Source organism: Azospirillum sp. 11R-A (assembly GCF_049472615.1).
Lineage (GTDB): Bacteria > Pseudomonadota > Alphaproteobacteria > Azospirillales > Azospirillaceae > Azospirillum > Azospirillum palustre.
Genome location: NZ_JBCEBL010000023.1, coordinates 63150 through 83629 on the forward strand (window position 1 = coordinate 63150; position 20480 = coordinate 83629).

Genomic DNA, 20480 nt, shown 5'->3' on the forward strand with positions numbered 1-20480 from the left:
GTATCATTGTCAATGCCGGGCTTGGACCCGGCTGTTGCGAGCGGGTGGGGTTGGCGGATGGGTGGAGTCGAAGGGGAGAGGAAGCCGGCGCGCGAGCGGATTCTCGACACCGCGGCGGAGCTGTTCTACCGCGAAGGCATCCGCGCGGTCGGCATCGACACGATCATCGCCCGGTCCGGTGTCGCGAAGATGAGCCTGTATCGGAATTTTGCGTCGAAGGACGATCTGGTCTGCGCCTATCTGGAGCGCAGCATGGTTCAGCACGCCGCTTGGTGGGACAGGGTGACTGCCCGCCATCCCGGCGACCCGCGCACCCAGATGAAGGCGCTGTTCACCGCGCTCGGCCACTGGATCGATCATCCGAAATTCCAGGGCTGTCCCTTCACCACCGCTGCCGCCGAACTGCGCGATCCCACCAACCCCGCACGGGCGCTGGCGCTGGCGCACAAGCGGATGGTCCGTGACCGCCTGCAAGCGATGGCGGTCGCGGCAGGCGCCGACGATCCGGACCGGCTGTGCGGGCAGTTGCAGCTTCTGATGGAAGGCGCCTATGCCGCTGGCCGGGCGCTGGATCTGGGGCCGGGCAACGAGGCGGTGGCGAGTGCGGCTGCGGCCCTGATCGACGGGGCCTGCACGGAGAAATAGTCACCCGAGACTTGGCACACCATCAAACGCAAGAAAGCGCCGCAGGACGGTCCCGCAGCGCTTTCCCAAGTCGGCACGCTGCGTCAGTCGGCGCCGATGCGGTCGCGGACCGTCTGGCCGGGGCGGTAGTCCTGCAATCGGGTGGCGCGCAGACCGCGCATGCCGTGGCTGTCGATCAGCCTCTGCCAGGACAGGAATTCTTCCACCGACAGGGTATAGCGGCGGCAGGCTTCCTCCAGGCTTATCAGGCCCGAACGGACGCCAGCGACCACTTCCGCCTTGCGGCGCATCACCCAACGCTTGGTGTCGGGCGGGGGAAGGTCGTTTTCGGTCATGGGACGCCCCTCAGGACCAATGACCGATGCACCGGCTGCAGAGTCGTCGCCGATGTCGAATTCGATGAGTGCCATGCGCGGACGCTCCAACCCAAACTGTGGATTCCACGATTTCGGGGTACTGTATGCGCCGGCACTTAACAAATGCCTAAACGAAAGGGTTAACTTTTTATCGGGTGGTAGTTGCTCACCCGAACGGACAGGGCGGTCGTGGTGGCCCATCCGTCAAGGCTTGCAGCAGTCGGCCGGTACAACGAATCCGGGTCAGTAGACGGTGGTCAGCTTCGACAGGGGAACTTCGCTGGTGCCGATGTTCAGCACCGTCTCGCCGTCCTTGTTGTTGCCGATACCGGAGACGGTGCCGAAGGTGTAGGTGGTGGTCTTGATGGTGTCGTTCTTGTTCTCGGACACCGGCGCCACGTTCATGCGATAGGTGCCGGGCTGCACCGCGCGGCCGTTGTTGTCCTTGAAGTCCCAGCTGACGGCATGCTTGGTGCCCGCGGTGGTTTCGCCGGGCATCGAGCGGATGATGTTGCCGTTGGAGTCCAGGATGTCGACGCGCACCGACTTGGCCGAGGTCGCCAGCTCATAGCCCAGTGGCGCCTGGGTCATGCCCTGCGAATACTGGAAATTGTCGCCCTCGAAGGCGACGGTGCGGCCGAGATAGGCAAGGTTGGTCGAGGCGGTGCCGGCCGACTGCAACTGCACCAGCTTGTCCAGGCGGCTGTTGGTGCCGATGTTCTGCTCGACGTTGGCGAAATCGACCAGCTGCTTGGTCATGTCGTTGGTGTCGAGCGGCTTCAGCGGGTCCTGGTTCTTCATCTGCGTGGTCAGCATGGTGAGGAACGTCTGGAAATTGTCGCCCAGCCCCTTGGTGGCCGAGGCGGTCTTATCGGCATCGGTCTGGGGCGTCTTGGAGGTTTCGGTCGCCGTCTTCGACCCGGTGGAGAGACCACCCGAATAGGTGCCGTACTGGTTCAGGGTCGGGCTGGAGGTCGTGTTGGTGGTCGTGGTCATGGCGGTCGTCCTTTATGGCCCTGTCGGCCGAATTCTCTGATGCGACGGCGGGATGCGGCCGGGTCCGGCCGCCCCGCTCAGGCGCGGATGTCGACGCGCCCGTCGCCGAGCGTCGCGGTGTAGACGGCACCATCGGACCCGTCATCGTCGCCACCACCGCCGAAGCCGCGGCCGCGCTTACCCGATCCGGTCCCCTTGCCGTCGCCCCGGCCGTCGCCGGCGAAGGGATTGCCCTCGCCGCGCAGACTGAAGTTCAGGCTGTTGGCGTCCGTCTGCAATCCAGCGTCTTGCAAGGCGCGTTCCAAACCGCGGCTGTCGCGTTGCAGAAGTTCGAGCGTCTGCGCCTTTTCCACCGCGACCATCGCATTGACCCGGCCATCGGCGCCGATGTCCAGCTTGATGTCGATCCGGCCCAGTTCGGCAGGATGCAGGTTGATGGTGAACTGGTCGACCTCGTCGGCGACGCTCTTCCTGATGTGTACGGCGATCTGGTCGTGCACGCCCATCGGCATGCCGGCGCCGCGCGACGGACGGAGGGTCGCGGTGGCGGCCTGCGGCTGGTCGAGGCCGGGAATGCCGGCATGAATCCCTTCCATCGCGGCGAGCGCCGGATGGGTGTGCGGGCTGGCGGCAGAGGTGCCGGTCCCCGCGGTTCCCTCGACGCCTCCGAGGCCCTCCAGCGTCTTGGCGGCGGTGCCCGTCGCGGCTGCCGTGACCGCTTCCGCCGCCGGCATGGCCGGCGCCGTGGGTGGGGTCGGCTGCTGCATCGCGGTCGGCGCCTGGGGCTGGGCGTCGTTCCGGCTGCCGCCCTCGGTTCCGGCATGCTTGCCGGATTGCTTGGCATCGCCGGCCTTCGCCTTGGCGGCGGCCAGCAGATCGGCGAAGCGGTCGGGCAGGGCGGTATCGTCGGTCGGCAGGGCCTCGGCGTCGGGCTGTGCGCCGCGTTCGGCCTGGGCCGCATCCGTCGTCTGGGCGGCGGCGTCGCCGACGGCGGCAGTCTTGCCGCCGGCCTTCGCTGTGGCTTCCGCACCCGCCTGACCGGCTGCCGTGGCTTCGGTGGTGGCGGCCTGCGCCTGGGCAAGCTGGGCTGCACGCTGGGCGGCGGGATCGACAGGCCCGGCCACTCCGGTTGCAGGGGCGTCGGCACCGCCGGCCGCGTCATCTGTGCTGTCCGGCGCCTTCGTCTGTCCGGCCGGCATCAGGCCGGCAAGGATCAGGTCGCTCGCCTGCGGGATCGGTTGCTGCACCGTCGGCTGGACAGGCGGCAGCGGCTGGTCGGCGGGTTGGGCGGTGGCCTGTCCCTCGGCGGAATCGTCCGACCTGTCCTCACCGCCGGCGTCGGCCATGGTTTCGCCCTGTGCGGCGGCGTCGGCCGAGGCGGAATCGCCGGTCGCGGCGGCGTCTTCGGCATCGGCGCTGCCGCCGGCCGTCGCCGCATCGGTCTTGTCCGCACCAGTCTTGTCGGCATTGGCCTTGTCGGCATTGGCCTTATCCGGGCTGCCCTTGGCCTTGTCGGTCCTGGACTGGTCTTTCGCCGTCTTCTCGGCCTTGGCCGGACGGTGGTCCTCCTGGCGGGCCTGAATCTTCGGATCGTCGTCCTTGCCGGCCTTCGGCTCGGCCGCACGCGTCGCGTCGGCGGCATCCTGCTGGCGCCGGGTTTCAGCGGCCCTGTCGCGGGTCAGATCGGGCTTCGGCTCCGCGCGCACCGGCTGCCGGCGCTGCGCCTCCGCGGCGCGGGCGCCCCTGGCATCCTTTGCGTCATCCTTTGCAGCCTCCTTGGCGGTATCCTTCGCCGCGTCTTTCGCGGAGTCGCGGGCTGCCGCATCGGCCTGCTCGCGCTTGCGCGCCGCGGCATCGGTCAGCATGCGGTCCATCATCTTGGAGAACAGGTCGTTCTTCGTTCCGGTCCCCTGCGTCTGCTGGGACTGGCTGAGACCGTCGAACAAGGACGCGGCGATTTTGTTCGATTGGACTTCCATGGAAGGGCCTCTCAGGGACGGCGGAACGCACCGACGGCGATGCGCTGGGACCAATGCAACGGACGGGCCAACTACGCCCCCCCTGTTGTCGCGCCCTTGATCGGGAGCCGGACGGCAGTTCCCGCCGCCTCGCACGGTCCTGACCGGCAAATTCCGCCGGGTGCAGGGCCTTTCTTGCCGTAGCCGCCGGGCACAAAAAGAAAAAGGCCGCCCCTGTGGAGAGAGGCGGCCGTCCGAAAAAGCTCGGCAGTCACGGATGGAGGTCGATCGGATCAGAGCCGGGTGTTCAGCGCCGCCGAGGTGCGCGGCCCGCTGGGCGGTGCGGAATAGCCGCGGCCGCCACCCATATGGGCGGCGTAGGCGGTGGTCGGCGCCTTCTGCTGGCGTGTGATGACGGTCACCACGGTGTCGACCATCACCTTCTGCGCCTCGCCACCGATGCGCAGGGCCTCGGCATTGTCGGCGGTGGCCGCATAGAGCTTGCCGGTCGCGTCCTTCAACGACGTCTTCAACTCCTGCGGCAGGGCGATCAACCCCTCGCGGTCGACGCGCAGCATGCGGCTGATCTCCTCATAGACCAGCGTCATCGGCTGCTTGTCCCTGACGATCTGCGCCAGTTCCTTGGCCGGGCGGCGGGCGCGGACGGCGGCGGCCTCCCGTTCCAGCAGGGCGGTCAGGCGGCCCATCAGCTCGATCAGCGCGACCGCGCGCTCCTGGGCGTTCTTCGGCAGGTTGGCGGCCGGCTTGGGCTGCTGGGGGAAACGAACGTCGACCTTATCCATGGCTGGCCTCCTGGGCGCGAAGAAGCTCTCCGTAAACCTGATTGGCGATGCCGAAACCGCCGCGCTGGGCGATCTGCTTGCCGAACTGCTCGATCAGCATCGGGCGGAACATCTCTTCCCCGCGCCCGCCGCCGAAGGTCTCGTCGGTGCCGATCCCCTCGAACATCGGGCCCAGCATCTGCGAGACGAACTGGCTCTCGAACTCGTTGGCGGACTTGCGGATCTGGGCAAGCTTTGCCGGGTCGATCTTGGCCTCGAGATCGGAAATCTTTGCCAGGGTGCGCACGCCGAACCCCGCGGCCTGGGCGCGCTCCACCAACGACGAGGCGGGCGGTGCGCTGCGCGGGGCCGAAGCGGTGGAAAGGGCGGGGCTCATGGTCATCAGATCACCTCGATCTCGGCTTGCAGGGCTCCGGCGGCCTTGATCGACTGGAGAATGGCGATCATGTCCCGCGGTCCCACTCCAAGCGCATTCAAGGATTGTACCAACTCCTGCAAGGTCACCCCGGAATTCATCACGGCGAGGCGGTTGTTGGATTGCTCGTCGACCTGGATGTCGGTGCGCGGCACCACCGCGGTCTGGCCCTGGCTGAACGGGCCGGGCTGGCTGACCTGCGGGGTTTCGGTGATGCGGATGGTCAGGTTGCCCTGGGCGATGGCGACGGTGGAGATGCGGACATTCTCGCCCATCACGATCACCCCGGATTTCTCGTCCACCACCACGCGGGCGACCTGATCGGGGGTGATGCGCAGCTGCTCGATCTCCGTCACCAGCCCCACCACGTCGCCACGGCGCGAGTCCGGCACGTTGATGAGGACGGAGGCCGGGTCGGTCGCCTGGGCGCGGTTGCCGCGCAGCTGGATGTTGATGGCGGTCGCCACACGCTGGGCGGTGGTGAAGTCGGGATTGCGCAGGGACAGCCGCAGCACCGGCAACTCGGCCAGAGAGAACTGGATCTCGCGCTCCACGATGGCACCGGAGGAGATGCGGCCGGAGGTCGGCACGCCGCGGGTGACGCTGGCGCCCTGGCCCTGGGCGGTGAAGCCCGACACGGCGATCGGCCCCTGGGCCACGGCATAGACCTCGCCGTCGGCGCCCATCATCGGGGTGACCAGCAGGGTGCCGCCCAGCAGGCTCTTGGAGTCGCCCATCGCCGACACCGTGACGTCGATGCGCGTGCCCTGCGCCGCATAGGCGCCCAGCGTCGCCGTCACCATCACCGCCGCCACGTTCTTGGTGCGCAGGTTGGTGCCGCGGGTGTTGACGCCCATCCGTTCCAGCATGCCGGTCAGGCTCTGCTCGGTGAAGGGCGAGTTGTTCAGGCTGTCGCCGGTGCCGTTCAGGCCCACCACCAGCCCGTAACCGATCAGCATGTTGTCGCGCACGCCTTCGACATCGACGATGTCCTTGATACGGGCGGACGCGGCCAGTGCCGGTGCGGCCGGAATGCCGAACGCCAGCAAGGCGGTCAGCACGGCCAGGACGGCACGGCGGCGCAGAAGGCGAAAGGCGGTGGGGATCATGACGCGGACACTCCTGAACTCGTGCCCGTCCCTATACAAACGCCGTGCCAGAGACCGTAAACGGCGGCTTTCGGTGCCTGTCCTGAAAAACGTCCGGAATATGGCGCCTTTCGGTCACAGCCGGCCGGCAATTTTTGCCCGATTGCGGCAAGCCTTGACCGGATGTTAAGGTTGATCCATCTATTGTGTGCGCGTTTACGAATCCTTTACTGCAAACGGTTGCACGGATCATGAAAGTCGAAGGCTCCGGAAACATACGCGGCGGTGGGTCTGTCCGCCGCACCGGCAAGGCCGAAGGCTCGTCCGGCGCAGCCTTCTCCAAGCAATTGGTGGGAGAGGCCGGCTCCGCCCACGGCGTCAGCGGCACCGCCGCCAGCGCCGGTGTTTCGGGCGTGCTGGCCTTGCAGGAGGTTGACGTCACCGACGACGCCACCGCGCGTGCGTCCCGCGGCAAGATGCGGGCGGAGGAGATGCTGGACCGTCTGGAGGAAATCCAGCACGGGCTGCTGTCCGGTACACTGTCGGTGCAGAAGCTGACCGATCTGGCGAAGGTGGTGCAGACGCGCCGTGCCCAGGTCGACGATCCGGGGCTGGCCGAAATCCTCGACGAGATCGATCTGCGCGCCCAGGTCGAACTGGCGAAGCTGACCTCCTGAACCGACCGGTCGCTTTTACGGTCGCTTCAAGCGTTGAGGCGGGCGCTCCGTGCCGGTGGGGCAGGGTGCCGCCGATGAGAGCCCCATGCGACGGCCGGATTCGCCCATGCATGGCCGCCAGACGGTGGCGGCGAATCTGCAACGCTGACAAATCTTTTTTATTCCAAGGGCTTGTTTGGTCGTTGCGGGGGCGAACCAATGGGTTGCGGTCGTGCCGTGGCGTGCCTATACTCCGCGCCGCCCGGATCACCCCTTTTTCGCTGGATGCTTTCGGATGACGTCGCCGCTTCTGCCCCAGAACTATTCCCCGTCGGAAGACGAGGAGTTCATGAACCCGATCATGCGGGAGTATTTCCGCCAGAAGCTGCTGCGCTGGCGCGCGGAACTGCTGGCGGAATCCACCGGCACGTTGAACAGCCTCCAGGAAGGCGGTATCCAGGAACCGGATATCGCCGACCGCGCCTCGGCCGAGACCGACCGTGCGCTGGAGCTGCGGACGCGTGATCGTGAACGCAAACTGATCTCCAAGATCGACGCCGCGCTGGAGCGTCTGGTCGACGGCAGCTACGGCTATTGCGAGGAGACGGGCGATCCCATCTCCGTTCGCCGGCTCGATGCCCGACCGATCGCGACGCTGAGCCTCGAAGCTCAGGAGCGTCACGAGCGGATGGAACGGACCCAGCGCGACGACTGACGCCGCGCCTTCCGGTCCCGCAGGCCCGCACAGTGCCGCTCACCAGGGGCAGGGCGGCGCGCCGCGTCGGCATTGCACGGGACAGATGGCACCGAACGGATGGAAAGCGCCGGTCCCGACCGGCGCTTTCGTCGTTTCAAGGCTGTTGCCGTCGCCTGCATCCGTTGGCTTCAGGGCCGGCGATGGAACCAAGCCGTCCTCACAGGGTTCGGAACGTCATTCGAAACGACGGTTCCAAGCCGGGAGGGCAGCCATGGACAACGAGACCCTGAACCTCGACCTGCGTAAATTTCTGAAGCAGGTCGGCGTCACTTCGCAGCGGGAGATCGAGCTGGCGGTCGGCCGCGCGCTGGCCGAAGGACGGCTGGACGGAGTGATGTCCCTGTCGGCCCGCATGGTGCTGACGGTCGACGGTATCGGGCTGACGCACGAAGTTACGGGTGAGCTGTCGCTTGAACAGCCGCCGGAGTGACGGGCCGGGTGCCATGGAGCTGCGGGGTAACGGTCAGGATCGCGGCGGTCAGCCGGTGTTCGGTCCATGGCACATCGTGGTGGGCCGAAGTCAGGTAGGGACTGGTGGGGTCGCGGGCCCATTCGCTCGGGAACAGCGCGACCTGCCTGCCTGAGGTTCGGCTAAGGACCGCGTCATAGGGGTCGCCGGCCAGGGCGCAGGCCATCGCCCGGCACAGGTCGCTGCCAGCCAGGTTGCCGAGATGGGTTGTCTGGGTCGGCCGGGCATTGAACTCCAGGAAAACCGGCGGGCTGCCATCGTCCGGCAGAATGGCGTCGATGCCGCCGAATCCCGAATAGCCCGTCACTTCCACCATCCGGTGGGCCATGTCGATCAGCCCGGGATGGGGGGTCAGTTCGATCACGGATGCCGGGCCGAAGGGGGCCGGCTCATGACGCAGGACCGTGTAGGCGAAGCATTCCAGGATTTTCCCGCCCAGCGCGCAGAACGATACCGACGCTGCGCGCCCGCGCACGAATTCCTGCGCGACCGCCTGCCGGTCCGGGTATTCCTCGGATCGGCTTGCCGCCATGGCCAGTGCCTGCCCGGCGGAGGATGCGAAAAGTACCCCGCGGCCGGCCGAACTGCCGTCATATTTCAGCAGAAGCGGTTCGCCAAGCGCGGCCAGATCGGCCACAGCGGTACGGTGCGGATCGACGGCGACCTGACGCGGCGTCCGGACGCCCGCCGCCGCGGCCATTTCCACACAGTGAGACCGCTTCTCTTCCCAGGGATCGTCGCTGCACCAAGCCTGGACGAACCGCAGATTTCGGGCGTCGGCGCTGTCCGCCTTTACCCGTTCCTGCAACCGTCCCGCCAAGCCGAGCACGCGGACGGCGGCCTCCTCGCAGCCGATGACGATGTCGGCCCGGAACTGTGCCGCCGCCCGCGCGGCGATCACGGTCAGGTCATCGGCGGCCAATTCGGGAGAGAAACAATGCCGGCCGTCGATCTGGTCGCAGAACTCGAGCAGGGAGTTCTTCGGACAGATGACGAACACACGAAATCCCGCCGCCTTCAATGCGGCAGGCATCCTTGCGGTACCGTAACGATACATCGCGCAGGACACCAGCAATGCCGTGGGCATGCACACCTTCGCGTGGGAGAAAACGGGTTGATGGTTTAAGGCCTAATCGTTTTATCGGCAATCGACACCGCCGCCGATACCGTACATTGTCTCAGCAGGCATGCGAGGGAGGGGAAGTCCCTAGTTGGGGAGACCCCGCCTTCGAACCGGATCGCTTGAGGCACAGCGGCCTTTCGGTTAGGGATGGCCCCTGAGCGCCAATCCCGAAGGAAGCCAGTTCCATGAGCGACGATCCCGATTGCCTGGGCATGTGCGCCATCGACGGCGATGTCTGTACCGGTTGCGGCCGCACGCTGGACCAGATCAACGCCGCCCTGGAGCGCGCCGATGCCGGTGGCGAGCCCGAGTCTCCGGCTGGCTGAGGCGGCCGGACCATTTCCGCGACGATCTTCCGCCTCTGCTGTTTTCCTCGTCATCGTCAGACGAAACCCATCGAGGAGCAGCATCATGGCCGATCAGCCGAACCAGCAACCGGCCGACGCCGTCCGCGACGACCGACCGCAGAAGCCCGCCGATGCCGGCAATGAGGGGGGCGGCAAGATCAGCAGCGAGACCGTGAAGGCGCAGGAGGAAGCCGCCAAGGACCGCGCCCGCGAAGGCGGCTACCAGTAAGCGGACGAATGGCCATGCGACGGCCCGGCTCCTGATGAGGGGCCGGGCCGTTTCGTTTCATGGCGTCGCGCCGGAAACGTGATGCACGCAACAGCGGGCTGTGTGAGTGGAGCTTATGGTCATCCTCGACCGGCCGATCATGGCCGGGATGAGGGAGACGAACCATGACGAGCGACCTCACCCTGTCCCAGAGCGTCACCAACGCGGCGGATCTGATCGACTGCGTCGCCCAGCGCGAGGCTTACCGCCGTGCCACCGAACTCATCGGTCCGGCTTTGGGGCGGATCGGCGGCAACATGGCCGTCGGCATGATGGATGGATTCACCGCGGCATCGCGACAGTCGCTGGAAGGCTGAAGCGGCGGAGCGCGTCGGTTTCGCCGAGAGAGGGCCAGTCGGCAACATCGGCCCGGCACAACCCTCCGGCCGGCAGCAATTTCCTATCCGTTAGCGATGAGTTCCAGAGATCGCGGCGGTTCCCAACGCACCCCAGGGCCACGGAGGGATGTCTCCCGCCATGGCCGCCGGTTCCGCCGCCGTTACCCCGACGATCCTTAGAACGGCATGATGATGTCGTACAGCTGCTGGCCGTAGCGCGGCTGCTGGACGTCGGTGATCTGGCCGCGGCCGCCGTAGGAGATGCGGGCTTCGGCGATCTTCTCGTAGCTGATGGTGTTCTGCGCGGTGATGTCCTCCGGACGGATCACGCCGTGGATTTGCAGATCGCGCAGCTCGTAGTTCACGCGGACTTCCTGGTGGCCCTGGATGACCAGATTGCCGTTGGGCAGGGTCTGGGTCACCAGCGCCGCCACCTTCAGTTCGATCTTCTCATTGCGGTCGACCGAGCCCTTGCCGTCGTTCGAGGTGTCGCTCGACAGATCCACCAGGCTGGCGGCCGAGGCGCCGGCCGGCAGGACGCGGTTCAGCGTGGCGCCTTCCAGGCCGAACAGGTTCGGCATGCCGGCCTTTTCGGTGTTGGCGCGCGACCGCTTGCTCTCGTTCGACAGCTTGGCCTGATCGGCGATGGAGATGTTGATGGTCAGGATGTCGCCGACCTTGGCCGCGCGCTGGTCCTTGAAGAAGGCCTTGGCACCGGTCCGCCACAGCGAGTTCGGGTTGCGCTCCGTCGGCAGCGGGGTCGGCATCGGCAGGCTGACCGGCTGGTAGCCGGTCTTGGCCTGCGGGTCCTGGATGCCGCTCATCTCGGGGGCCTTGCCGATGTCGGCGATGCGCGAGGCGGCGCCGCAGGCGGTCAGGGAGGTGGCAGCGGTGGCGATCATCGCGAAGCGGATCAGGCGGGCGGTCATGGTGGCGGACATTGGAGCTTTCTCCTTACTGCGCGATGATGCCGGGCTTTGCCACGGCGACGACGTTGGGCCCCGCGACCGTCGCTTCGACGATGCGGTTGGATTGGGTGTTCACGACGCGGATGACCTCGCCCTTGCCGCCGTCCTGCAGGGCCTTGCCCTGGGTCGTCAGCGTCATCGACTGGGTGGTCAGCGTGATGGTGACCATCGAGCCCTTGTCGACCATGCGCGGCGATTGCAGGTCGCGCAGGCGGACGGGCTGGTTGGTCGACACGCCGCGCTTCGGCGTCATGCCGATCAGCTGCGCGTCGGTGGCGGCGGTGTCGCTGGTGGTCTGGTCGGCGCGCACGTCCTGCCAGTCGATGTCGCCCGGGCCGATGACGTCGCCGGGAATGATCCGGCGCGACAGCACCGGGATCTGCACCACGCCGAAGGCGCGCCCCGACACCGGCAGGCGGACCTGGCTGCCGGTCACCACGATCTCCGCGGCGAAGCGGCCCTGGACCGGGCTGTAATAGAGGTTCTCGACCGCCAGCCCGCCGGCGCCCTGGGGGGCGCGCAGCTCCACCGCGCGGCTGTCCAGCTCCATCTGCAGCCGTCCGGCGGTGATGACCCGCGACAGCGCATCCGACAGAACCGCCTCCACATGCGGCATCCCGTACACCACGTCGGGCGCCAGACCCGAGCCGGCCGGGGCCGGAGCCATGGCCGCGGCCGCGGCGGCCTGCCCGATGCCGAACCCCATGACCGGAACGGTCAGCAGGGCGGCACCGAGGAGCAGGGCGGGCAGGCGGCGGTTGGCGAGGTGGCGGATCATGGCGGTGGTTCCCGATGTGAAGGCTGAAGCGAGGCGCCGGCGACGTCGGCGGCGTTACTTCATCTGGCTGGCCTGCTGCATCATCTCGTCCGTGGTCTTGATGACCTTGGAGTTCATCTCGTAAGCGCGCTGCGCGGTGATCAGGGTGGTGATCTCCTGCACGACGTTGACGTTGGAGGTCTCCAGCGCGCCCTGGGTGACGCGGCCGAAGCCGGGAGCGCCGGGGTTGCCGGTCACCGCCTGGCCGGACGCGCCGGACTCCATGAAGAGGTTGTCGCCGGTGGCTTCCAGGCCGGCGGCGTTGGCGAAGGTGGCGAGCTGGATCTGTCCGACATTCTGGGTGGCGGTCTGGCCGTCCAGCTTGATCAGCACCTCGCCCGACGAGTTGATGGAGATGTCCACCGCGTTGGTCGGGACGGTGATGTTCGGCTGGATCGGATAGCCGTCGGCAGTGACGATCATGCCTTCCGGCGACAGCTTGAAGTTGCCGGCACGGGTGTAGGCGGTGTCGCCGCTGGGCAGCGTCACCTGGAAGTAGCCCGATCCGTTGATCGCCACGTCCAGCTTGTTGTCGGTAATGTTCAGGTTGCCCTGTTCCAGCACGCGGGCCACCGCGGCGACGCGCACGCCGGCACCCACCTGCACGCCGGTCGGCACCACGGTGCCGGCGTCCGACGAGGTCGAGCCGATGCGGCGGAAGTTCTGGTACAGCAGGTCCTGGAACTCGGCCCGCTGCTTCTTGTAGCCGGTGGTGGTCGAGTTGGCGATGTTGTTGGAGATCGTCTCGACGTTGAGCTGCTGGGCGATCATGCCGGTGGCGCCGATGGCGAGGCTGCGCATTCTGGTCTTCTCCTCTCGTCGTCGGTCTGGATCAGGCGGTGCGGCCCAGACGCTGAAGCATCGTGCGGATGCGCTCGTGTTCGTTGTCCATCATCTTCTGAGCGGACATGTACTGACGCTGGATGTCGATCATCTGCGTCATCTCGACCACGGGCTTCACGTTGGAACCCTCTAGCAAGCCCTGTGCCACTTTCGTCTCGACCGGGGCGGGCTGCGGCTGCTCGTCGGTGACGTACAGGCCGTTGCCGACCTCGGTCATCAGCTGCTCGGTCTTGAAGGTGACGATGTTCAGCTTGGCGACCGGGCCCAGCTCGGTGGCGACGGTGCCGTCGCCGCTGACCTTCACGTCGCTGGTGCCGGCCGGAATGGTGATGGGCTGGCCGTTGTTGGACAGCACCGGCAAGCCGCCGGCATCCACCAGCTGGCGCTGGTCGTTCAGGCGGAAATTGCCGGCGCGGGTATAGCGCGGGCCGCTGGCGGTATCGACGGTGAAGTAGCCCTGGCCGGTCAGCGCCAGATCCAGCGGGTTGCCGGTCTGCGTCATCGGGCCGTTGGACAGATCGCGCACCACCGCGCGGTCCTGGACGAAGCTGACCTTCTCATGCAGGCCGGGCTTTTCCAGATATTCGGTGAACAGCATCCGCTGGTTCTTGTAGCCGGTCGTGTTCATGTTCGCGATGTTGTTCGACGTCACGTCAAGCTGGCGTTGCAGCGCCATCTGGCGCGACAGGGCGACGTAGATCGAATTTTCCATCTTGCGGCCTCTTCACCTTGCGAACGGATCGAACGACAGCGTCCGACCGGCGAAAGCGTTATTGCAGGTGGCGTGCCAACTTCGCCGAAGCCTTGGAATCCGCTGAATACGGGCAAGGGGCAGGCGGTCCCGCCGGGTGGGGCAGGGGATGCCGGGCAGAATCTGCCGGGGGGAGGGCGTTCCTTGCCGGGTGTCGCCGGGCAAGACTCTCCCGTTCCCACCGCATGAGTGGTGCGGCAGGGCGATGGTCCGCGGCCCACAATCCCCAGGAGCGATCCCAGGGGAGATGCGGTCGGCCGGCGGCGGAATCCGGGCGTGCCTGCGCTCCAATCGGAGTGCGGACGCGGTGCGGGCACGGATTGCCGGTCAGTCCCAATCAAGAACCGTGCCGAAATGGTGACAGGGGGTGGAAACCTGCCCGTCCGGGGCGGCCCATTCCCCACTCGAAAGGAGTTATTAACTATCCCAAAAGTAGCTTTGACCATTGTCAGGCGGTGGATGCCTGAGCCGTTGCGTACCTCGAACGATCCCAGGATGTCATGGCTGCCGAAACCGATGCCGGTGAACTGACCGACGGCCTGCCCCGGAAGAAATTCAGCGGCAAGAAGCTGGTCCTGTTCGTCGTTCTTCCCCTGGTCCTGCTGATCGGCGCCGGTGCGGGCGTCTATTTCTCCGGTCTGCTCGACGGGCTGCTGGGCAAGGAGAAGCCGGCGGAGGAGGGGGAGCACGCGGCGGCGGCGGAAGGCGAACATGGGGCGGAGGCTGGCAAGGGCGACGCCGCCCATGCCGCCCCGATCTTCTACGACCTGCCGGACATGCTGGTGAACCTGAACACCGGCAACAAGCGTCCGGCCTTCCTGAAGATCAAGATCTCCATCCAGCTGTCGAAGCCGGAGGATGTCGGGGCGGTGGAGCATGTGCTGCCGCGCATCATCGACAATTTCCAGGTCTACCTGCGCGAGCTGCGCCTGGAGGACTTGCGCGGGTCGGCCGGCATGTACCGGCTGCGCCAGGAACTGCTTCTGCGCATCACCGCCGCCGCGTTCCCGGTGAAGGTGAAGGACGTGCTGTTCAAGGAAATGCTGGTCCAGTGAGGGCCCGGTCAGGTGGGGATGGGGGCCGATGAGCGACACCGGTGAACTGAGCGAAGAAGAACGGCTTGCCGCCGAATGGGCCGCACTGGCCGAGGACAGCGGCGATGTCGGCGACATGGGCGGCGGCGGGTCGACCCGCGTCCTGAACCAGGACGAGATCGACAGCCTGCTGGGCTTCGACCAGGGTGGCGCCGGCGACGGCGACAACTCCGGCATCATGGCGCTGGTCAACTCGGCGCTGGTCAACTACGAACGCCTGCCCATGCTAGAGGTGGTCTTCGACCGCCTCGTCCGCATGATGTCCACCTCGCTCCGCAACTTCACCTCTGACAACGTCGAGGTCAGCCTCGACCAGATTTCGTCGGTGCGTTTCGGCGATTACCTGAACTCCATCCCGCTGCCGGCGATGCTGTCGGTGTTCAAGGCGGAGGAATGGGACAATTACGGCCTGATGGTCGTCGACTCCGCGCTGATCTACTCCATCGTCGACGTGCTGCTGGGCGGCCGGCGCGGCACGGCGGCGATGCGCATCGAAGGCCGTCCCTACACCACCATCGAACGCAACCTCGTGGAACGCATGGTCCATGTGGTGCTGTCCGACCTGTCCGCCGCCTTCGATCCGCTGTCGCCCGTCACCTTCCGCTTCGACCGGCTGGAGACCAACCCGCGTTTCGCCACCATCGCGCGTCCCGCCAACGCGGCGGTGCTGGTCAAGCTGCGCATCGACATGGAGGATCGCGGCGGCCGGCTGGAGCTGATGATCCCCTACGCGACGCTGGAGCCGGTGCGTGAGCTGCTGCTCCAGATGTTCATGGGCGAGAAGTTCGGCCGTGACTCGATCTGGGAAACCCACTTGGCCTCGGAACTGATGGTGACGGACGTCGATCTGTCGGCCGTGCTGGACGAGGTGACGATGACCCTGCACGACGTGCTGAACTGGCGCGTCGGCACCCGCATCCTGCTGAACGCCACCCCCGACGGCGCGATAGAACTGCGCTGCGGCGACGTGTCGATGTTCCAGGGGCGTATGGGGCGCAAGGGCGGGCACATCGCCGTCCGCCTGGAAAAGGAATTGCCCAAGCAGGAGGTCATGAGGTTATGAGTCCGCTGGTCTCCATCATCATCGACGTCGTGATGGTCGGCCTGCTGGCTGCCACCATCGCCTACGCGATCATCCTGAACCGGCAGATCATCGCGCTGCGCGAGAGCCGTGGCGAGATGGCCGAACTGATCCAGGGCCTGAACGACGCGATGGGGCGGGCGGAGAGCGGCGTGCGCACGCTGAAGAAGGCGGCGAGCGATACCGGCGAGGATCTCCAGCGCACCGTGAACAAGGCGCAGACCCTGCGCGACGAACTGGAATTCATGATCGAGGCGGCCGACGCGCTGGCCAACCGGCTGGGCGGCGTCGGCGAACGTGACGGCGGACGTGATGCCGGCCGCCGCGACAGCGGGCGTGATGGCGGCCGTTCCGTGGCGGTTGCCCCGACGCTGGCCGCGCGCAGCCCGGCGAAGGCGCCGCTGGTGGCGCCGCGCCCGGCCCTGCGCAGCCTGCCGGTCGAGGACGACCACGACCATCACGACCATGCGCCGCCGCCGGCCCGGCTGGAGGCGCCGCCGCGCCGTGCCGCCGCCCGTGCCGAACCGCCGGCCGAGGCGCGCGACCCCATCACCCGTGACACCATTACTCGTGACGGGGAAAGCCTGTCGCGGGCCGAACGCGAACTGCTTCAGGCAATCGAGAATGCCGGCAAGGGGCTTGGATGACCATGCGCACCAGTGACGGCAGGCCCGCTGCGGCGGGCGGCGAACCCAAGGTCGTGATCCGCCCGGCTGGCGCCGCTCCGACCGGCGTCCGCACCTCTCCCACACTGGCCGCCCAGCAGGCCCAGCAGGCGCAACTGCCGGCCGTCCGCCCTGCGGCGGGAAAGGTGCCGGTGAAGAAGGGCAAGGCGAAAGCCAAGGCGCGCAAGCCGGCGACGCCGCGGGTGCCCTTGACCCAGCGGCTGAGGGCACGGATGCGCGGCGCCCGTTTCCGCCTGCTGCCGCTGACCATCTTCGTCGCGGTGCTGATGCTGGGCGTGCGGGTCGGCGATCTGTGGCGCCTCGCCACCCATGACGCCCGCCTGCCCGATTTCCCGGTCAGCCTCGCCCAGGGGCCGCAGGGCTCCACCCCGGCGACGCCGCCCATCCAGATGGCGGCTGGCCAGACGGCGGCGGGTCAGACTCCGACTGCGACCACTAAGCCGGCCGGCAAGGACGCTCCTCCGGCTCCCGGCGGCTCCAGCGGTCCGGCCAACGCTCCGGCGGCCAATGCGCCGCTGGCGCCTCTCGGTCCCATCGACAACCAGGAATTGCTCCAGCATTTCGCCGAGCGCCGCGCCGAGATCGAGCGCCGCACCAAGGAGATGGAGCAGCGCGAGGCCCTGCTGGCCGCCGCCGAGAAGCGGATCGACCAGAAGGTGGCGGAGATGGAGAAGACCCGCTCCGACATCCAGAAGCTGATGGCCCAGGGTGACGAGAAGCAGTCGACCCAGTTGGAAAGCCTGGTGAAGATCTACGAGACGATGAAGCCGAAGGAAGCCGCCCGCATCTTCGAGGAACTCGACATGCCGGTGCTGCTGGGCGTCATCCAGAAGATGAAGGAACAGAAGACCGCGCCGATCCTGGCCGCCATGGATCCGGTGAAGGCCAAGGAGGTCACCTCGGCCCTGGTCGAACGCCGCGTGCCGCTGACGGCGACGGTCACGACGCCGAAGTAAAAGCAACAAGCTCCCTCTCCCAGGACAGGAGAGGGGGCTTGTTGCCGAATAAAATTCTCACATAAACCGGTTGTTCTTCGGGAAGCCGTTCGGCGGCATCTTGCCCTGGCCGGCGCGGTCGCCCATCCAGCCGGTCAGGTCGGTGACGGTGAAGTTGCGCTCACCGTTCTTCCAGCTCAGCCCCTGGGCCAGCGTGAAGGTCTTCACGTCGGCGACGCTGGCGTCCTTGTATTTCTGAAGCTGGACGCCCTTGCCGCGGGTCATCACCGGCACCTGCTCCAGCGGGAAGACCAGCATCTTACGGTTGTTGCCGATGATGGCGAGCGTATCGCCGCTCACCGGCTGGCAGATGCGGGCCGACTTGCCGTCCTCCAGGTTCAGAACCTGCTTGCCGGCGCGGGTCTGGGCCAGCACCTCCGCCTCCTCGACGCGGAAGCCGCGGCCGTCCTCCGACACCACCAGCAGGGTGCGGCCGGGCTGGTGGCGGAACAGGTCGACGATGTCGACGTCGTTGCCGAGGTCGATCATCAGCCGGACCGGCTCACCGAAGCCGCGGCCACGCGGCAGCTTGTCGACGCCGATGGTGAAGAACTTGCCGTTGCTGGCGAAGACCAGAAGCTTGTCGGTCGTCTCGCACCGCTCGATGAAGCCGCGCTCGTCGCCGTCCTTGTACTTCACATCCTCGGCTTCGGCGTCGGTCAGGTGGCCGCGCACCGTGCGGATCCAGCCTTTGGCCGAGCAGATCACGGTCACCGGCTCGCGCTCCACCAGCGCGTCCAGCGGCACCTCGATCACCGTCGGCGCGTCGGCCACGTCGGTGCGCCGCTTGCCGAGTGCGCCGGCGCCGAACTTCTTCTTGATCTCGGCCACACCCTCGGCGATCCGCTTCCAGCGCAGGGTCTCGTCGCCCAGCAGTTCCAGCAGGCCGTTCTTCTCGGTTGTCAGCGCCTCGTGCTCGCGCCGGATCTCCATCTCCTCCAGCTTGCGCAGGTTGCGCAGCCGCATGTTGAGGATGGCGTCGGCCTGCACGTCGGTCAGGGTGAAGGCGCGGATCAGTTGCTGTTTCGGCTCGTCCTCCTCGCGGATGATGCGGATGACCTCGTCGAGGTTCAGGTAGGCGGCGAGATAGCCGCCGAGAACCTCGAGGCGATGATCGATCTGCTTCAGCCGGTAGGTGGAGCGGCGGACCAGCACCTCGTGCCGGTGGTCGAGGAAGGCCTGGAGCACCTCGCGCAGGTTCATCACCCGCGGCACATGGTCGGCGCCCAGCACGTTCATGTTCATCGAGAAGCGGATTTCCAGGTCGGTGGCCTGGAACAGCGAGGCCATCAGCACCTCGGGATCCACGTTGCGGTTCTTCGGCACCAGGACGAGACGGACGTCCTCCGCCGATTCGTCGCGCACGTCGTCCAGCAGGATCAGCTTCTTGGCCAGCAGCAGCTCGGCGATCTTCTCGACCAGCCGGGCCTTCTGCACCTGATAGGGCATTTCGGTGACGACGATCTGCCAGGTGCCCTGGCCCAGCTTCTCCACCTCCCAGCGGGCGCGCAGGCGGAAGGCGCCGCGGCCGGTGCGGTAGGCCTCGATCACATTCTGCCGCGACTCGACCAGCAGGCCGCCGGTGGGGAAATCCGGGCCGGGCATGAAGCCGACCAGCGTCTCGATGCTGGCGTCGCGGTGCTTGATCAGGTGGCGAAGCGCGTCGCAGATCTCGCCGACATTGTGCGGCGGGATGTTCGTGGCCATGCCGACCGCGATGCCGCTCGACCCGTTGGCCAGCAGGTTGGGGAAGTTGGCGGGCAGGACCGCCGGCTCGTCGCCGTCGCCGTCATAGGTCGGGCGGAAATCGACCGCGTCCTCGTCGATGCCCTCCAGCAGCGCCTTGGCGACCTCGGTCAGGCGGGCTTCGGTGTACCGCATCGCCGCGGCGTTATCGCCGTCGATGTTGCCGAAATTGCCCTGGCCGTCGACCAGCGGGTAGCGGACGGAGAAGTCCTGCGCCAGCCGCACCAGCGCGTCGTAGACGGAGGTGTCGCCGTGCGGATGGAACTTGCCGATCACGTCGCCGACGACGCGGGCCGACTTCTTGGGCGGCGTCGTCGGTTCCAGCCGGAGCTGGCTCATGGCGAACAGCAGGCGTCGGTGCACCGGCTTCAGCCCGTCGCGCACGTCGGGCAGCGAGCGGGACATGATGGTGGACAGCGCGTAGCTGAGATACCGCTCGCCGAGCGCGTCGGCCAGCGGCTTTTCCAGGATTTCGGAGGCGGGGTTTTGCGGCTTCATGATGAGGGGGTCTAGCAGTTTCAGGATGAGCGCGCTACCGCGTTCGCGTAACGTTCTCTCAAGCGTTCACGCGCGGGCGGCAGCGGCCCGTTCAGCACGTGGCGTTCCAGGAAATGCGCGGTCAGCCGCAGCCCGTCGGCCACCGCGGCAGGTCCGCCGCCGCCGCGCCCGGCCAGGAAATCGGGCAGGGGAAGCAGCCGGTCGCGGTAGGGTTCACCCACCGACGCGGTCACCGCGCGGCCGGTGCGCGGACTGACATAGGCGAGGTAGTCGTTGGCCCCCGACACCGCGCAGCGGTCGAGGTCGAGGCCGAATCCAAGCTCGGCCAGCAGACCGATTTCCCACCGCACATAGCTCTCCGCCCAGGCCGGCCCGTCCAGCAGGCCGAACAGGGCGAGCAGCCCGTCGAACAGGGCAGGGTGCGCCTCCCGCTCCGGCAGCGCCGCCTCCACCAGCGCGCAGGCGCTGATGAGCGCGGCCAGCGCCTGGGCGTCGTCGAAGAAGTTGGCGGCATAGCCCTTCACCGACTCCAGCGTGAAATGGCCGAGATGCTCGGGCAGCCGGCCGCGCCAGCGGGCATGGACCAGGGTTCCCGGCTCCAGCGTGCCGCGCTGGCGCACCGAGCGTCCGCCCATCACCATGCCGGCATGGCGGCCGTGTTCGCGCGTCAGCACAGTCGCGACGGCGGACCCTTCCCCCTGGGGACGGGAGGACAGAACGATTCCCTGATCGGACCAATCCATCGGTGCCGGTTTCGGAAGAGGTGGCGAGCTATCCTAATA

Annotated in this window: 24 protein-coding genes; 11 read left to right on the plus strand and 13 right to left on the minus strand. The window is 67.2% G+C overall.

Annotation, left to right across the window (positions count from 1 at the left end; all coding sequences use genetic code 11):
- Nucleotides 1-57: 57 nt before the first annotated feature.
- The gene (locus VH569_RS25585; protein ID WP_423319004.1) at nucleotides 58-645 is read left to right on the plus strand and encodes a TetR/AcrR family transcriptional regulator; all 588 of its coding nucleotides are present in this window, start codon (nucleotides 58-60) and stop codon (nucleotides 643-645) included.
- Between the two features lie 83 nt (nucleotides 646-728).
- On the opposite strand, the gene VH569_RS25590 is transcribed toward VH569_RS25585, so the two are convergent.
- The 6 genes from VH569_RS25590 to VH569_RS25615 all read right to left on the minus strand — a co-directional run bounded on the left by VH569_RS25590 (nucleotide 729) and on the right by VH569_RS25615 (nucleotide 6282).
- Nucleotides 729-1055 (minus strand): DUF1153 domain-containing protein, encoded by a 327-nt coding sequence (locus tag VH569_RS25590; RefSeq protein ID WP_109047791.1) that lies wholly within the window; start codon nucleotides 1053-1055, stop codon nucleotides 729-731.
- Between the two features lie 189 nt (nucleotides 1056-1244).
- Complete coding sequence (locus VH569_RS25595; protein WP_423319006.1) at nucleotides 1245-1997, minus strand: flagellar hook assembly protein FlgD; 753 nt, start codon at nucleotides 1995-1997, stop codon at nucleotides 1245-1247.
- 77 nt (nucleotides 1998-2074) lie between these two features.
- Nucleotides 2075-3976 carry a flagellar hook-length control protein FliK gene (locus tag VH569_RS25600; RefSeq protein WP_423319008.1) on the minus strand — a complete coding sequence of 634 codons (1902 nt, stop codon included), beginning with the start codon at nucleotides 3974-3976 and terminating at the stop codon, nucleotides 2075-2077.
- Between the two features lie 272 nt (nucleotides 3977-4248).
- Entirely contained in the window at nucleotides 4249-4758 is a 510-nt protein-coding gene (locus VH569_RS25605; protein WP_423319010.1) for a flagellar basal-body protein, read from the minus strand.
- Nucleotides 4751-5140: a rod-binding protein gene (locus tag VH569_RS25610; protein ID WP_376959567.1), complete on the minus strand. Its 390-nt coding sequence runs from the start codon at nucleotides 5138-5140 to the stop codon at nucleotides 4751-4753. The genes VH569_RS25605 and VH569_RS25610 overlap by 8 nt, the downstream gene beginning before the upstream one ends.
- Entirely contained in the window at nucleotides 5140-6282 is a 1143-nt protein-coding gene (locus VH569_RS25615) for a flagellar basal body P-ring protein FlgI (protein ID WP_174472755.1), read from the minus strand. Before VH569_RS25615 ends, VH569_RS25610 begins: the two co-directional genes overlap by 1 nt.
- Before the next feature lie 230 nt (nucleotides 6283-6512).
- On the opposite strand from VH569_RS25615, the gene VH569_RS25620 reads away from it, so the two are divergent.
- From VH569_RS25620 to VH569_RS25630, 3 genes are all read left to right on the plus strand, one after another.
- Entirely contained in the window at nucleotides 6513-6938 is a 426-nt protein-coding gene (locus tag VH569_RS25620; RefSeq protein WP_109047796.1) for a flagellar assembly protein FliX, read from the plus strand.
- A 274-nt stretch (nucleotides 6939-7212) separates the two neighbouring features.
- A complete protein-coding gene (dksA, locus tag VH569_RS25625) occupies nucleotides 7213-7632 on the plus strand; it encodes an RNA polymerase-binding protein DksA (RefSeq protein WP_012974451.1) in 420 nt (139 codons plus the stop codon).
- A gap of 253 nt (nucleotides 7633-7885) precedes the next feature.
- Nucleotides 7886-8104 carry a DUF6494 family protein gene (locus VH569_RS25630; RefSeq protein WP_423319014.1) on the plus strand — a complete coding sequence of 73 codons (219 nt, stop codon included), beginning with the start codon at nucleotides 7886-7888 and terminating at the stop codon, nucleotides 8102-8104.
- On the opposite strand, the gene VH569_RS25635 is transcribed toward VH569_RS25630, so the two are convergent.
- On the minus strand, nucleotides 8067-9230 hold the full coding sequence (locus VH569_RS25635) for an ATP-grasp domain-containing protein (RefSeq protein WP_423319016.1): 1164 nt from the start codon (nucleotides 9228-9230) through the stop codon (nucleotides 8067-8069). The two genes, VH569_RS25630 and VH569_RS25635, sit on opposite strands and share 38 nt — an antisense overlap.
- Nucleotides 9231-9451: 221 nt before the next feature.
- On the opposite strand from VH569_RS25635, the gene VH569_RS25640 reads away from it, so the two are divergent.
- The 3 genes from VH569_RS25640 to VH569_RS25650 all read left to right on the plus strand — a co-directional run bounded on the left by VH569_RS25640 (nucleotide 9452) and on the right by VH569_RS25650 (nucleotide 10198).
- A complete protein-coding gene (locus VH569_RS25640; protein ID WP_109047799.1) occupies nucleotides 9452-9592 on the plus strand; it encodes a DUF1289 domain-containing protein in 141 nt (46 codons plus the stop codon).
- 85 nt (nucleotides 9593-9677) lie between these two features.
- Nucleotides 9678-9842: a hypothetical protein gene (locus VH569_RS25645; protein WP_423319018.1), complete on the plus strand. Its 165-nt coding sequence runs from the start codon at nucleotides 9678-9680 to the stop codon at nucleotides 9840-9842.
- A 164-nt stretch (nucleotides 9843-10006) separates the two neighbouring features.
- The gene (locus tag VH569_RS25650; protein ID WP_174472750.1) at nucleotides 10007-10198 is read left to right on the plus strand and encodes a hypothetical protein; all 192 of its coding nucleotides are present in this window, start codon (nucleotides 10007-10009) and stop codon (nucleotides 10196-10198) included.
- Nucleotides 10199-10395: 197 nt separating this feature from the next.
- Here the strand turns inward: VH569_RS25650 and flgH are convergent, their stop codons facing one another.
- Genes flgH through flgF form a run of 4 tightly spaced genes read right to left on the minus strand, consistent with a single transcriptional unit; the run spans nucleotide 10396 to nucleotide 13559 of the window.
- Complete coding sequence (gene flgH, locus VH569_RS25655; RefSeq protein ID WP_199235230.1) at nucleotides 10396-11160, minus strand: flagellar basal body L-ring protein FlgH; 765 nt, start codon at nucleotides 11158-11160, stop codon at nucleotides 10396-10398.
- A 13-nt stretch (nucleotides 11161-11173) separates the two neighbouring features.
- Nucleotides 11174-11965, minus strand: coding sequence for a flagellar basal body P-ring formation chaperone FlgA (gene flgA / locus VH569_RS25660; RefSeq protein ID WP_423319020.1), 792 nt, complete (start codon nucleotides 11963-11965; stop codon nucleotides 11174-11176).
- Nucleotides 11966-12019: 54 nt separating this feature from the next.
- Complete coding sequence (flgG, locus tag VH569_RS25665; RefSeq protein WP_042700394.1) at nucleotides 12020-12805, minus strand: flagellar basal-body rod protein FlgG; 786 nt, start codon at nucleotides 12803-12805, stop codon at nucleotides 12020-12022.
- A gap of 31 nt (nucleotides 12806-12836) precedes the next feature.
- The gene (gene flgF / locus VH569_RS25670; protein WP_098739578.1) at nucleotides 12837-13559 is read right to left on the minus strand and encodes a flagellar basal-body rod protein FlgF; all 723 of its coding nucleotides are present in this window, start codon (nucleotides 13557-13559) and stop codon (nucleotides 12837-12839) included.
- Nucleotides 13560-14098: 539 nt separating this feature from the next.
- Between flgF and VH569_RS25675 the strand changes: the two genes are divergently transcribed.
- Genes VH569_RS25675 through VH569_RS25690 form a run of 4 tightly spaced genes read left to right on the plus strand, consistent with a single transcriptional unit; the run spans nucleotide 14099 to nucleotide 17415 of the window.
- Nucleotides 14099-14653 (plus strand): flagellar basal body-associated FliL family protein, encoded by a 555-nt coding sequence (locus tag VH569_RS25675; protein WP_109047803.1) that lies wholly within the window; start codon nucleotides 14099-14101, stop codon nucleotides 14651-14653.
- 28 nt (nucleotides 14654-14681) lie between these two features.
- Nucleotides 14682-15755 (plus strand): flagellar motor switch protein FliM, encoded by a 1074-nt coding sequence (gene fliM / locus VH569_RS25680; RefSeq protein ID WP_085089732.1) that lies wholly within the window; start codon nucleotides 14682-14684, stop codon nucleotides 15753-15755.
- Nucleotides 15752-16420, plus strand: coding sequence for a DUF6468 domain-containing protein (locus VH569_RS25685; RefSeq protein WP_423319024.1), 669 nt, complete (start codon nucleotides 15752-15754; stop codon nucleotides 16418-16420). Before fliM ends, VH569_RS25685 begins: the two co-directional genes overlap by 4 nt.
- On the plus strand, nucleotides 16417-17415 hold the full coding sequence (locus VH569_RS25690) for a MotE family protein (RefSeq protein WP_423319026.1): 999 nt from the start codon (nucleotides 16417-16419) through the stop codon (nucleotides 17413-17415). Before VH569_RS25685 ends, VH569_RS25690 begins: the two co-directional genes overlap by 4 nt.
- 57 nt (nucleotides 17416-17472) lie before the next feature.
- On the opposite strand, the gene parC is transcribed toward VH569_RS25690, so the two are convergent.
- The gene (gene parC, locus VH569_RS25695; RefSeq protein WP_423319028.1) at nucleotides 17473-19698 is read right to left on the minus strand and encodes a DNA topoisomerase IV subunit A; all 2226 of its coding nucleotides are present in this window, start codon (nucleotides 19696-19698) and stop codon (nucleotides 17473-17475) included.
- 20 nt (nucleotides 19699-19718) lie between these two features.
- Nucleotides 19719-20441 carry a DNA repair protein RecO gene (gene recO / locus VH569_RS25700; protein WP_423319030.1) on the minus strand — a complete coding sequence of 241 codons (723 nt, stop codon included), beginning with the start codon at nucleotides 20439-20441 and terminating at the stop codon, nucleotides 19719-19721.
- Between the last annotated feature and the right edge of the window lie 39 nt (nucleotides 20442-20480).